The organism is Emticicia sp. C21 (assembly GCF_003418935.1).
Taxonomy (GTDB): domain Bacteria; phylum Bacteroidota; class Bacteroidia; order Cytophagales; family Spirosomataceae; genus Emticicia.
Map to the genome: position 1 here is coordinate 1 of NZ_QVMT01000004.1, position 13,966 is coordinate 13,966.

The 13,966-nt window shown below is 36.8% G+C and carries 12 protein-coding genes; 3 read left to right on the forward strand and 9 right to left on the reverse strand.

Going from position 1 to position 13,966, the window contains the following annotated elements:
- The first annotated feature begins 396 nt into the window (after positions 1 to 396).
- Positions 397 to 921 (forward strand): low affinity iron permease family protein, encoded by a 525-nt coding sequence (locus D0T08_RS10595; protein WP_116982611.1) that lies wholly within the window; start codon positions 397 to 399, stop codon positions 919 to 921.
- Between the two features lie 39 nt (positions 922 to 960).
- Here D0T08_RS10595 and D0T08_RS10600 read toward each other — a convergent pair whose 3' ends face one another.
- The 3 genes from D0T08_RS10600 to D0T08_RS10610 all read right to left on the reverse strand — a co-directional run bounded on the left by D0T08_RS10600 (position 961) and on the right by D0T08_RS10610 (position 4,598).
- Positions 961 to 1,686: a hypothetical protein gene (locus tag D0T08_RS10600; protein WP_116982612.1), complete on the reverse strand. Its 726-nt coding sequence runs from the start codon at positions 1,684 to 1,686 to the stop codon at positions 961 to 963.
- 73 nt (positions 1,687 to 1,759) lie between these two features.
- Positions 1,760 to 3,319 carry an ADP-ribosylglycohydrolase family protein gene (locus D0T08_RS10605; protein ID WP_116982613.1) on the reverse strand — a complete coding sequence of 520 codons (1,560 nt, stop codon included), beginning with the start codon at positions 3,317 to 3,319 and terminating at the stop codon, positions 1,760 to 1,762.
- A 43-nt stretch (positions 3,320 to 3,362) separates the two neighbouring features.
- Entirely contained in the window at positions 3,363 to 4,598 is a 1,236-nt protein-coding gene (locus D0T08_RS10610; protein ID WP_116982614.1) for an NAD(P)/FAD-dependent oxidoreductase, read from the reverse strand.
- A gap of 160 nt (positions 4,599 to 4,758) precedes the next feature.
- Between D0T08_RS10610 and D0T08_RS10615 the strand changes: the two genes are divergently transcribed.
- Positions 4,759 to 5,532 carry an alpha/beta fold hydrolase gene (locus D0T08_RS10615; protein WP_116982615.1) on the forward strand — a complete coding sequence of 258 codons (774 nt, stop codon included), beginning with the start codon at positions 4,759 to 4,761 and terminating at the stop codon, positions 5,530 to 5,532.
- Positions 5,533 to 5,583: 51 nt separating this feature from the next.
- On the forward strand, positions 5,584 to 6,249 hold the full coding sequence (locus D0T08_RS10620) for a CBS domain-containing protein (RefSeq protein WP_116982616.1): 666 nt from the start codon (positions 5,584 to 5,586) through the stop codon (positions 6,247 to 6,249).
- Here D0T08_RS10620 and D0T08_RS10625 read toward each other — a convergent pair.
- The 6 genes from D0T08_RS10625 to D0T08_RS10650 form a co-directional block, all read right to left on the reverse strand.
- Positions 6,239 to 7,483 carry a TCR/Tet family MFS transporter gene (locus tag D0T08_RS10625; protein WP_116983019.1) on the reverse strand — a complete coding sequence of 415 codons (1,245 nt, stop codon included), beginning with the start codon at positions 7,481 to 7,483 and terminating at the stop codon, positions 6,239 to 6,241. The two genes, D0T08_RS10620 and D0T08_RS10625, sit on opposite strands and share 11 nt — an antisense overlap.
- Before the next feature lie 134 nt (positions 7,484 to 7,617).
- On the reverse strand, positions 7,618 to 8,601 hold the full coding sequence (locus D0T08_RS10630; protein ID WP_116982617.1) for a LamG domain-containing protein: 984 nt from the start codon (positions 8,599 to 8,601) through the stop codon (positions 7,618 to 7,620).
- A gap of 98 nt (positions 8,602 to 8,699) precedes the next feature.
- A complete protein-coding gene (locus D0T08_RS10635) occupies positions 8,700 to 9,503 on the reverse strand; it encodes a LamG domain-containing protein (RefSeq protein WP_116982618.1) in 804 nt (267 codons plus the stop codon).
- Between the two features lie 42 nt (positions 9,504 to 9,545).
- The gene (locus tag D0T08_RS10640) at positions 9,546 to 12,074 is read right to left on the reverse strand and encodes a YfhO family protein (protein ID WP_158561244.1); all 2,529 of its coding nucleotides are present in this window, start codon (positions 12,072 to 12,074) and stop codon (positions 9,546 to 9,548) included.
- 154 nt (positions 12,075 to 12,228) lie between these two features.
- Positions 12,229 to 12,894, reverse strand: a complete 666-nt coding sequence (locus D0T08_RS10645) for a hypothetical protein (RefSeq protein ID WP_116982620.1) — start codon at positions 12,892 to 12,894, stop codon at positions 12,229 to 12,231.
- Between the two features lies 1 nt (position 12,895).
- Entirely contained in the window at positions 12,896 to 13,888 is a 993-nt protein-coding gene (locus D0T08_RS10650; protein WP_116982621.1) for an alpha/beta fold hydrolase, read from the reverse strand.
- Positions 13,889 to 13,966 lie beyond the last annotated feature (78 nt).

The following is a 13,966-nucleotide window of genomic DNA, read 5'->3' on the forward strand; positions in this document are numbered from 1 at the left end:
AATTTATTTTCAACCCTTTCGTTCCCTCAACCTCTCTTTCCTTACTCTCTCAATCAATCGGGGTGCAAAATTCTGACTTTATTTTTACAATTCCAAATGAATGACAAACTTTATTTTCAACCTCTTCCCAACCTTCTGATTACTACCTTTTTACTATGCTCCTGCTATGTAACGCTCAGTCTGTTCATCATTTTTGGGACTGCAAAGGTACGGCGCTTTTTTACATTTGTCAACCCCCCAATCAAAAGTTTTTTAGAGCATAAACCTTATTTAACTTACTNTGGGTAAATCTATCCTCATAAAGCTTTAAATATGGTGGAACAGTTTTTTATTATACATAATAGTATATATAAGAGCGAACAGCTACATCCATTATAAACAGTAAATGTTTCTACAATGAAAAAAAAGAAAAAAGGAATACTTGGTTTCTTCGACCGTTTTTCAAAAAAAGTAACTAAGGCTACGGGTAGTCCCTATGCTTTTGTGAGTGCTTTCATCGTCATTATTATATGGGCAGTCTCTGGGCCACTGTTTGATTTTTCTGACACGTGGCAATTAGTTATTAATACTGGTACTACAATCATTACTTTTATGATGGTGTTTATTATTCAGCAGTCTCAGAACAAGGATACAGTTGCCTTACAACTTAAACTCAACGAATTGATAGCTTCAAGTGATAAGGCTAGTAACCGCTTGATTGATATAGAAGATTTAACAGAAGAGGAATTAGAAAAAGCCAAAGCTTTCTATAGAAAACTGGCAGACCTTGCTGAAAAAGAAGATGATGCTTTTGTCTCTCATTCTATTGAGGAGGCCACTCAGAAACATGAGGAAAAATCTAGTACGCAAAGAAGACCTAAAGCAACAGATAATAAAAAAGAAGAAAGTAATAAGAAAGAAGCCACTAAGGCAACAACATAAAAAAAGCCCGACTTTCAGGTCGGGCTTCTCTTTGCCTACTTATCTTGCAAAAGCCGAAGCAGATATATTATCATTAAACACGATACTAGTTGTTACTTTTACAGTTCGCTTATCAGCCGTACTGGTATAAGTTGATTCTGATGGGTACTTGATACCATAAGGCGAAGTTGCGTAATTGATGTAATCTTCTGTGATCACTTCACCGCTAGCCAGAGTAAGTTTTCTTCGGTTCAATAAACCTGTGCCTTCATCAAAATATAGATTGTATTTTACGCCTTTACCGCTAAGTTCTACATGGTTTACTTTTTTTCCGTTCAAGGTTTCTGAACCAACTAAAGTAGCCACGTAACCTTTCTTCTGAAAATCCCAAAAAGGCAACACTAACTCTCTTAATTCTCTACGCATATTTTCTTGTTCTTTCGCACTCAAATCCTTTGTTTCGTATTGCGTATTTTTATCGCCGCTTCCAAGTGGCACTTTCAACCAACCTTCATTTCCCTTAATACCATATACAAAGGTTCTTTTTAGGATAGTCTTTGATTTAGACATTGAATTATCGCCAAACGATCCCTTAATATCCATATCGTAGTCAGAGGCTGCACCACTTTTATAGCTTTGCTTCATAGAATAAGTATTCACCCCATCCCAAAGTGACTTGCCACCTGTAACCTCCATATATTTGTTGAGAACATCTTGTGCCGTTTGAGCAAATGCAAAACTTACCGAGATTGCAAATGCAATAAGACTGATAATTGATTTTTTCATGTTTGCTGGATTAATTATGTTTCCTTATTAACGTAATTTCATTCATTCCATTTTCTTAGATATGATTTATTCTCTAAGGTTTAATTTTCTTCTGCTGCCCGAATCGATAGATAGTCTGGTTACCCTCGGCATTTGGTTGGTCGTTATACACAATTACATCATTTAACCGTAAATCGTGTTGAGCCGATGGATTCAGTAATTTTACAACTATCTTATGTTTTCCCTTTGATAATTGATAATTCCAGAAAATCTCATGCCTGCGGATGCGGAACTCAGTTGGCATTTCTACGGTTTCAGCCAATTTGCCGTCTATGTATACTTCCGTATTTAATACTATATCTTTAGCGTCTTTGTCTTTCTTTTCGGCAACACCTTTTATTACAATACCTGTACCCTCGAAATCAAAACTATATTCGTCTTTTATACTTTTATAAACAAATATCTTGTCAACCGGATAGGTCTTTTCAAAACTTTGCTCCCAACGAACCAATTCAGGCTTTTGTAATAGAATACTTACTTTATCATCAGTAACCTTACCTCCATTTCTTTCGATATTCTGCAAAGCATGTTTCAATCCTATCTCATATACCTTATTTAATGAGATAGTAGTATACTTAAAATCAATATCTTCAGCCTCTGTCAATCCTATTTTCCAGTAAGGAGGTATTTTTGAATAACCTAACATAGTCCCCAGAATACCACAGGCCGACGATGGATTACAATCGGCATCTTGTCCGCAACGGGTGGTTATTTCTATAGTTTTCGTAAAATCTCCCTTACCATATAATAGCCCTAATACCACATAAGCTGAATTCAACTTGGCATCAATATTAAAAGGAGCGAACACACCATCAGGACAGCCAATGTCATCAGACCATCTTTCCTGCAAAGCATACCATGTCTTTTTCCAGTCGTTCGGGTATAGTTTATAATACTTAATTACATCGGCTATACATTTATAATACTCACTTTGCTTGGGAATTGTTTTCAAAGCTTCATTAATTATGTATTCTATATTATTAGAAGAAAATGCCAAAGTATAGCAAGCTCCTAAGAAAATACCACCGTACCAACCGTCTCCGTAATTCATGATATGCCCGATTTTATCCGAAATTTTAGAGGCAGTATTCGGCATTCCTGGAGACATCAGTCCTGCGAAATCACATTCAATCTGATAGTCGATACAATCTGCGTGAGGATTATGAAGCCAATGTCCTGATTGTGGAGGCATTATATTATGTAATATGTTATATCTACCGGCCTGATTGGCATGCCATAATGCATAACCTGCGTTGGCATAAGCTTTAGCATGAGACTCAACCGAAGCATCCAGCCCTTCTTTTTCAAGAATATCTACAAAAGTTAAATCCATGTATAAATCATCATAGAGACCAGGATTTTCAATCATGGTTTTCTTCAGATAGCCATCGTACCAGGGAATAGGCTGATACTCATTAATAATAGTACCATTGTAACGAAACTCCATTGGCCCACCAAAAGTAACGCCAATGGTCTGACCTGCCCAACCACCTTTTATTTTATCATATAATACTTCTTTTGATAGGTTCAGATATTTTTGTTGGGCTTGGCTAACGAATGTCAGACATAAGAGTAGTGAGGTAAGGATTTTCATAAAATATTTATAGGTTTTGAATAGGTACGCTTTTGCTATTATTTCAAATTTCACTAATTATTTCCGCTACTTCTCTACCCGTTTGCATGGCTGCATTTAAGGATGGATAAGCCAGATAATCGCCACAACGATACAGGTTTTCACTCAATTTCAGTACCTGCTTCTTTGTACCTGCCGGAAACTTTACCAATGCCTCGGGCATGTGGTAAGTACGCAGATGTTTCCAGACATTTACTTGTGCACCAAACCAATCATATAATTCACGTTTGATACGGCTGATATGATTTCGTTCATCAATTTTATCTAAACCGTGAGCACTTACTGAAATCAATGTCCTACCTGTTGTGCTATAAGTAGGTGCTATATCTGTAGGCACACATAGGTTGTGAGCCACGCCTTTTCGGTCTGGATTTAAAGTTAGCATTTTCTGTCCTTTTAATGGCGAATATTCTGCCGAAAAATAAGTGCAAGTGCTGATCTGATAATCATAATTTTTGTCTTCCCCTAAAAAATCGGAAGCTGTATTTCGGTCTGTGGCTATGATTATTCTATCCGTTGTCAGCACTTCTCCATTCTCCAAAAAAACCTGGTTACTTTCTATTCCCTTTACAAGGGTATTTAATCGGATTTTCTCTTTTGAAATCAGAGCTGAAATTTGTTCGGGTACTGCCTGTATTCCCTCAGCTGGCAGTGCCATTTCTCCTTTGACAAACTGCTTGAAAACAAAATGGAACAGATTACTTGAGGAATGTAATTCGTTATCAAGAAAAATACTACCAAAGAGTGGTCTGAAAAACTGATGAATGATTTCCTTACTCCATCCATACTTTTTCAGGAACTTAATAGTCTCAGTATCATCCATGCCAAATAGCTCCTCATCTGACATATCTGATACATATTTAGCAAATTTTTTAATTTTCAGTCTATCATTCCATGAACCAATCGGCGAAAAAGCGGTCGACAAAAAAGAACCTTTACCTTTGAAGGGATTTTCAAGCTTTGTGAAACCTTTATTTGCTTTTATTAAGGCACCGGATTCAAAATAGTTGAGATCTAAGTTGCTGTAATTTAGTATTTTACGTGCTTCGGTATAGTTGGTTAATAACGTCTGAAAACCCCTGTCAAGACGAAACCCCTCTACCATATCAGTGCGCACTCTTCCTCCCAAAGCGTCTGAGCTTTCTAAGATTACGAAACTCATTCCTTTGTCGTTCAGATACTTTGCACACGTCAATCCTGAAATCCCACCGCCTATAATCACTGTTGAAAAGTCATTCATAAACTTTTAATCTGTGTTTTTCGTTCTTTACTATAGAAAGTTTTGAAAATTCAATTTTAAACTACTATTTTGTCTTAGAAAACACAAATATAGACGGATTTCTTAATTACATCTTTGTCACAACATACTAAATCTTTAATAGAATTTTCGAGAAAATAGAATGAATTATCAAGTACAACAGGAGGGAGAGTTTAAATATATTGACGAAGGTAGTGGCGATACGCTACTAATTTTGCATGGCTTATTTGGTGCATTAAGTAATTTCGACGATGTGATTGAGGGCTTCAAACATCGTTGCAGGGTTGTTATTCCTGTAATGCCTATTTACGATATGCCTATGCGCGAAGCAAGCTTAGAAGGACTGCAAGCATTTATAGAAAGATTTATTGCTTTTAAACAACTGAAAGACATTATCTTATTAGGTAACTCGTTAGGTGGCCATGTAGGTCTATTATATACGTTGGCGCACCAGGATACCGTAAAAGCATTGATACTGACCGGAAGTTCGGGTTTATTTGAAAATACCATGGGTGGCTCTTTCCCTAAACGCGGAAGTTACGATTATATCCGTGAGCGTGTAGCTTATACTTTCTATGACCCAAAAACAGCTACTAAAGAATTGATTGACGAGTGCTTTGAGATTACATCAAGTATTCCGAAATGTATGAATATCGTACAGATAGCTAAATCGGCACAACGCCATAATATGGCTAAGGAAATTCCGAATATAAAAGTACAAACTTGCTTAATCTGGGGTCTTAATGATACTATTACTCCCCCTCATGTAGGTTTTGAATTCAATCGTTTACTAGAGAACTCAGAACTGTATTTCATTGACAAATGTTGCCATGCCCCTATGATGGAGCGTCCTGAAGAATTTAATCATTATCTTGCCAATTTCCTTGACAAAGTTCAGGAAGAGGTATTGGCATAATTTTTTTATGATTATTTCTTTGGAGAAATATATTATAAAATTTTTACCAGAATGACGGCTGCTCAAATTATCAACCACGAATTACCCATCCTGAAACTGAGCGATACAGTTGGTGACGCTTTAAGTTGGTTGGAAGAAAATCGTATTGGACAGTTGGTGGTTGTCGACAATGAAAAATACTTAGGTATTATAAGCGAAGATATATTGTTGAATTATGACGAAGACTTATTGATTTCTGAGATAATGCCACAATATTCGGGCGTATACATTTTCGATTACCAACATCTATACGAAGCTTTAGGATTAATTTCAAAATACCGTCTCGAAATATTGGCGGCAATAGATGAAGAACAGAATTTCGTCGGCAACATTACAGCCGCAGAAATTTATAATAGATTTGGCGAGTTACTTGGAACACAAGAACCGGGAGCCGTATTAGTGATTGCTATTAAAAACAGGGATTATTCTTTAGCAGAAATCAGCCGTTTAGTCGAGTCTGATAATGCCAAGGTTTTAAGTAGTTATTTTTCAGGGAATCAATATAACGGAGAAGAAAATTCAACCCTTACGCTGAAAATCAACCGCCAGAATATTACTTCAATTGTAGCTACTCTCGAACGTTTCGGTTATATCGTTGAAGGTGCTTATGCCAATGACCCTATTGATAGTATTGAGCAAGAGCGCTACGATATGCTGATGAAATATCTTAGTGTTTAATTTCTTCTGCCTGTTCTACTTTAGTAGTATGCTTATTTAATGTTCTAATAATCAATAACAAACTTATTGTGGTTAAAATAACTGATGCCAGAAAAGGAACTCCAGGAAAATAAATAGGAGCATCTTTAGCTGTGAATCGAGCAAACAGGCTTGACATAAGTACAGGCCCAATAATAGCTGCTACACTATTTAGACTGGTTAAAGACCCTTGTAATTCTCCTTGTTCATTAGGCGGTATCTGGCCTGAAATAATACCTTGCATAGCAGGACCTGCTAAACCGCCTAACGAAAAGGGTATCATAATAGCATAGACCATCCAGCCTTCGGTGGCAAAACAGTAGGCAAGAGAGCCTAAAATGGAAAATACGAACCCTACATAAATTGATTTTTTAGTTCCAAGTTTCGGAATCAGGATGCGGGTAAGGAATCCCTGTACCAAGGCAATCATTACTCCTACGAAAGTCAGTGATAGACCTACTTCACGCTCTGTCCAGTTAAATTTTTCTTTGGTATAGTAAGCCCAGGTACCTTGTGTAGAAAAACTTGATATATATACTAAAAACAAAGCCGCTATTAATCCTATAATCATCGGGAATCGGCGTAAATTTACTAAGGCCCCAATAGGATTGGCTCTTTTCCAGTTGAATTTTCGACGGTTTTCTATGCTGAGTGATTCAGGTAGAACAAAATATCCATATAACCAGTTTAATATAGTCAGACCTCCCGCTACCATAAATGGAGTACGGGTACCAAATTCACTGACCAATCCTCCAATAATAGGTCCGATAATAAATCCTAAACCAAAAGCTGCGCCAATCATCCCGAAGTTCTGGGCCCTTTTCTCTGGAGTACTTATATCAGCCATATAAGCAGCGGCCGTAGTAAAACTTGCGCCCATGATGCCTGCAATGACTCTACCAACAAATAACCAAGCAATAGTAGGAGCAAAAACCAATAGCAAATAATCCAGCCCAAAACCAAAAAGTGAAGCTAATAACACAGGTCTGCGTCCGTACTGGTCACTGAGCCCTCCCATAACCGGAGAAAAAAGGAATTGCATCACCGAATAAGCAGCAAATAATAAACCACCATAACGGGCAGCCCCACTGGTATCGACATGTGCCAATTCTGAAATTAATCTGGGTAAAACAGGGATAATTACTCCGAAGCCTATAGAATCTATTAAAACAGTAATAAGCACGAATGAGGTAGCTGCACTCTTTTTAACGGTCATGGTTTGGTAAGTTTTACGCAAATTAATCATTTTTCTGCCTTACTTCTTTAATTATGGATTAAATTTAGGTTAAAGCACCTACAATTTAACTCATCTCTAAATGCATTTTCAAAGCTTTTAAATATACCAATCTCTCAATTACAACCACCAACTATGGAGCTTACAGATGTAGAAATTACTGCTCTATTATTCACACTAAAGCCTGGATTTAGTTCCACTGATCGTGCATTCAGGTTTAGTCTTGCTTCTCCGGTTATCTTGCTTGCCATTTTTATTTCTACTGCTCCTTTTAAATGGTTACCTGTCGATAAATCATCTATCGGGCTTGTAAGGTTTAGTAAATTAAGACAAGGTGTAGAATTATATAAGCTTGTGATTTCTATAGAAGAAAGTGCTCTGTTCCAGATACCATAATCATCTAATTTGCCAAGAAATACTTCAGCAGGAATATTAGCGGCCTCTCCACCAAAAACCATTTTACAGTAATACTCTACGGCATTGGTATTGCCAATGACAGTTTTATCCAAAATACCATTAATGTAGAAGTCATAATTTTTTCCATTTTTTACCAAGGCCACATGATTCCAATTATTAATAGTTTTCAGAGTATTAGAGTATCCTTCATACTGAACAATATCCCAACCCCTGTTATTTGGCCAAGAACCAGCCAGAAATACATATTTATTGTCGAAATACTCACTAAAAGGATTATTTTCTCCATATAACGTAATCGCAATACCATTATGCGGATCTGTATTAATTATGACCTGACTGTCATTATAGTTATTTGGGTTCAGGAAACTTGTTGAGTATGTCCAACAAGAAATCGTGAACGACTCCCAACCGACATTAAAAAAGGCATTAGTTATATCAATTCTACTGGTTGAACCATTAAATAGGTAAGCACTATTTTCATTCCCGAATCTGTCAGAAGTTAAAAATACATTGGTAGGTGTACCATGATTATTATTACCGCTGTCGTCATTCGCATTACCATTAAATCCCCAATAGCCTACCAGATTAGCAGTTGGCACATAAGGTGGAACTTGTGAAAAAACAGAAAAATGGATAGATACAATGAGTACGATTGTAATCAGAGGTAGAGATTTGAATTTCATATAGGGTAGTTTAAATGTCAGCAGCAATAAAAACAGGTGTAATTAATTAAGCAATTACTTTTATCTTGCTAAGGTAGTTACTTAATTGATAAAATATATTATTTGCTTGATTTTCTTATTTCAAAAGGCACACAGATGAGACAACTCTGGCTCATTAAGCCTCTTATTTCTGATTCAGATAAAGCCCGGTTCCAGATGCCAAAATCGTCTAATTTACCTAAAAATACTTCCGGAGTAATATTAGAGGCCAGACCTCCGAACACGATTTTACATAAATAAGAATCGGTAGATTTATTACCAACAACCGTTTTGTCAAGAACCCCATTTACATAAAATTTATACGTAGTTCCGGTTTTTACCAATACCAGATGATTCCAGGTATTGATAGTTCTGGTTGTGTTTGAATAGCCCGTGTATTCAGCAATATCCCAGCTTCTGATATCAGGCTTAGAACCTGCCAGGAAAACATATTTGTTATCGAAGAAATCTTTGAATGGGTTATTTTGTCCATACAGTGTAATAGCAATACCATTATGAGGGTCGGTATTGATTACTACCTCACTATCATTCACATTATTCGGGTTAAGAAAACTGGTAGAGTAGGTCCAACACGAAATAGTGAATGAATCCCAATCTATATTAAAGAAAGCATTTGTGGTACTTATTCTACTATTAATTCCATTAAACTGATATGCGCTATTCTCATTACCAAATCTATCAGTAGTCAAAGTTACATTCGTGGCAGTAGCATGATTATTACTTCCGCTTTCATCATTGGCATTTCCTTTAAAGCCCCAATACCCAACTAAACCATCGGTTGGTACATAAGGTGGGACTTGAGAAACGACATTGCTAATAGCCAATACAAAAAACAGGATTGTAAATAGTGATAAATTTTTCATCTCAATAATTTTAAAATATCGACAGCTATATATAAACACAAACTAAACAGTTTCTTCTTTATCTTTTTTCTTCCGGAAGCTAAAAAAAGCTATGGCTGCACCCCACAAAAGTATCGAAGCAATTGAAACATAGCCTCCTTCTTTAACCGTTGGCGGAGCGAATTGCAATTCTACCTCATGATTGCCTTTTTCTAATAAAATGCCCATTAATCCGGCATCTACTTTTTCGATAGTCGTTTCTTTCCCATCTACTTTAGCAGACCAACCTTTATCGAAAGGAATGGCAAAGAATAGAATTTTAGGATTCTCTACCTGTATCTTACCTATAATCTGATTATCTGTGAATGAGGTAACTTGTAAGGTATCTTGTTTAAGTTTATCCACCCAGTTTTTCAGTGCAACCAATGAAACGCCTTCCGCCGGAACTGCCGAAGAAGTAATTCTAGAAAGCCCTTTTAGTTTTTGTTCAAAATCTTTATTGACATTGACAGCCTGTAAAACAGTTATCTGTCTTTCTAAGGAATCAAGTTTATTGTAATCAGCCTCAGAAATATATTGGTCAAAAGTTATGCCTAAAGGCAGATTATCTTTCAGTGCAAATACCTTTACATCTCTGAACATTGCCACAGAATCCTGATTAGCTCCTCTCATGGCTGCTGCATCTATACCTTTAGCCAAGAAATATTTAACATTACAAAGTCGCTGAATCAACGGAGAACCCAGCACTCCATATAACCAACGGCTACTTGTTTCATCATTGATTCGGAGTAATTTTACACTCTCCAAAAACTTCACATAGTTCAACTGGTTAAAAGAGTGGTATGAACGCGTACCATAATATCCCTGAATCTTGGCATCATTAGTACTTTGATGGATAGCTACTCCCGAAGTATAGTTTTTCTCGATTCTATAAAAATTAGGATCTTTTTCTTTCAGATATTTTACAGCTTCTACCGTACCGTCTTTCATGCCTATGCCTTCCTCATTTAGTTCTTGCTTAGTCAGGGCATCACGTTTTGAGAGCGAGTTTGATGAGAAATAAACTACTTCTATCAATGCTAATATACCTATCAGCGAAAAGGCAAGCACTTTCAGATTACTTACACGGCTCATGAAAATAAAGCCTGTATAGAGTATCAGAAATATGTTTACCATACTTTTTACACTCTTGCTAACCGTTTGCCCTTCTGCCACTACTGTATTTACAATTATAAGTAATAAGACACTTGTTGCAGCCAGAGTAATGATATTTGCCTTTCCGCTTTCGTACAGAAAGTTTAATGCACGCATTGAAAAGAAGAGCAACAGACATACCATCAACAGAGAGAAAGTTCGGTAGTAATCTCCGGTAAATAACCAGAAAGCATATCTTAAATAGGGGAAAATGATTATCAATAAAGATAGCCCAAGCAATGTTCCATAAACAATCTGCTGTTTACGATTCAATTGGAAGAAGAATTGTGGAGCTAAAAGTAAACTCAAAAATCCACAATAGAATACAGGAGCTTCCATATAGTTTTGCCAGCCTGTATAATTCCTTCCATCTCCTAAGAAATCGCTTGAAAACATTCGTAGAAGAACTGTTGTATACTGTTTCCAATCTCCCAGACTGAATATCGGGCTACTTCTTAAAGTATTGGCATAAGAGTAATCTCCACTGACACGAGGGCTATCAATCATTTGCTGTAAATTGCTCCATAGCTGAAACGAGCCGATACCCACACCTACGATTCCTAAAATCAGAAATACAAATAAATGCCTGGCATAATCTAATGTTTTTATAGAACGATTTTCGGCATAACGAACAGTGATATAAGCAAACAACATGATGCCGTACAGATACAAATCAAAAGGCTGGTGAATGCCTACCAAAGCAATAGCGATAGGAAATAAAGCCCATTTGCCTCTTGATAGATATATTTCTACACTATATAAAAGCATAGCAATATGCAGTATTTCTAAAGGGAACTTATCGACTGTCCAGGTTCCACCAATGGTTACATATCCACAAAAAGTAAATAATAATCCACCTATCAGGGCCGGATAGTTTTTGATTTGCAGAGTTTTCAGATAAAGAAAAAAGAAAATTCCTGCCAGAAGCATATAAATGAGTTGCATCCATATCATCACAGATGCACTTTCGGTCTTGAAAATCAGAAACAAAACTGCACTGATAGGGTCGAACCAGAATGGATGTACGTTTTGTCCTAAACCTTGCTCGAAAGACCATTTTGGCATAGTGCCATACTTCTGAATATAGGCTGCATGATGGTAAAATTGCGGGTAAATGAGGTTATATGAATCACTCCCGATATCTTTGAACATATAGGCCAGCTTACTCCCTAGATACGACCTATACACCCATCCCAACAAGACAATGAGTAATCCGATAAATACAGACAACATCTTAAGTGGAGATAATTTCTCAAGAAATCCTAAATTACCGGATGCAGTAACTGAAATTGAACTCTTAACTGATTTATCTACTGGAGTCTCTATTTTATTAACCGAAGGTGTTGGTACATCATTAGCAATAGCGGGCTTAACAATGTTTTTTTTCTTCTTAGACATATAAGAGGAGCGTATAATTAGGTTTACTTCTACAAAAATAGCAAAAGCCTTGCCTAATTTACCAGAATCTAAAAAAAATCGCATCCATGATAATAAATCTTAATATTGAAAAAGTTGTGTGGAAGGCTTATGATAATTATTGGCTCTTTGTATTTTATTTTATCTTCAAATTATACCCCAACTGTATATAAAAAGGTAGTATTGGCTCAGTTTTGAAATCCTGAGTAACAATTTTTCCTGCTTTGAGGGTTAAATCATGGCTTCGCCAACTAAAACCTGATTGCAAACCATAATAAAAATTTCCTCCGGTAGCAGGTTCATACCAGCCATCTTTAGTAGCAAAGTTCTCTTTCATTAAGTCCGGGTGTTTGAAGTGCGTTACAATAGCTTTATCAAAACCTGCCTCACCTGCCAAAAACCATTTAGGTTTATAGTAGCCGATAATGCCTGATAAGTCGCTTCCGAAATTATTGAGCCTCGCATAATTGTTTTGAAATCTTCTGAAAACACCTTGCACTTTGGTGCTGAATTGCAAATCTCCTACCCTAATCCATCTGATTTGTCCCCCTATTTTGGTTTTAAAATCATCACCTATGTTTTTACCTGATGGTAAAGAGTTCTCCGCTACTAGTATAACAGGCAACTTTGCTTTTAATTGGTAGCCGTAAGCAATACCTAATGTGATGCCATAATCTAAACCAATATTAATACTGGTAATATGTCTTTGTTCTTTTTGCAAACTTGCCCAGTTAAGGGTTTGAGCATGGCTGAAACTGATAGTTATAAAGCAGAAAACGATAATCAATTTTAAGGTATTCATATTAAAGTGTGTTTAAGTAGTTTAATGCAATAGGATAAAAATTAGTCCAACCTGTCGGGAAGCTCAGCATATCATGCCCGGCACCGTTTATTTTTTCTAATTGTACATTCGGATAGGCTGAGGATACTTTCTGAGCATGAACTAAGCCATAGGATTTATTCCGTTCGCTATAGATGAAAAGTACTTTATTGGTATATGATTTTAGATTAGTAGTCCAGTCTGGTTTTTCTTTGTCTCCGACTTCAAATAAGGCTTCCTGAATTACCGCCCCGCTTCGCCAGAATGGTAACGGGCCATCATTGCCTAGAGAGCTTTCCTCCGATTCATCCGCCGAAGCCATTAATGTAAATTTATAATCTAGAATGGCTTGTTCATTCTGCTTACCTGTAATAAACTGGTCTAGATAAGTAGCATCATTGAGGGTTTCGGAAGTAAATCTGAAACTGCGCGAATGACCTACATAATCAAGCACGTCCTGCCAGATAAAACCACCCGGTTCAGCCAATATGGCGCCGTTAATACTTTTGGGATAGGCATTGATGTAGGCAGTTGCCAGCATCGCCCCCCATGAATGCCCTAATAAAAATACCTTTTGTGTAGATGAAGTTTTGTAATGGGTAATTACTGCACTCAAATCATCCAACATAATCTGGATAGAGTAAATACTTTTCGGGTGTCTTTGTGATAAGCCTGAACCTCTCTGGTCATAGAAGACAACATAATAGCCCTTGTCAGCAAATGCTTTACAATTCAGCAAATAACGATAATCACTACCCGGCCCACCATGTAAAATGACAAGCATAGTATTGGCAGGATTGCCAAAAGCTTCTGCGTGAAGCTGGGTTTCATTGACTTTGATAGAAGGAAGAGACACATCTTGTTCTACCGTTTTCGGTACTAAGTTGCCATCATCATTGATAGAGATTTCTTTTTCGCAACTGAAGATAAAGAATGTCAGGAGCGTTGCTGAGATAATACTGAATGTTCGACTCATATTTTTGCTTTAAGTTTTCAGCAAAATTGAACCGTTTAAAGATGCCAGTCGCCCCAATATGTAAGGTGGCACTCACTT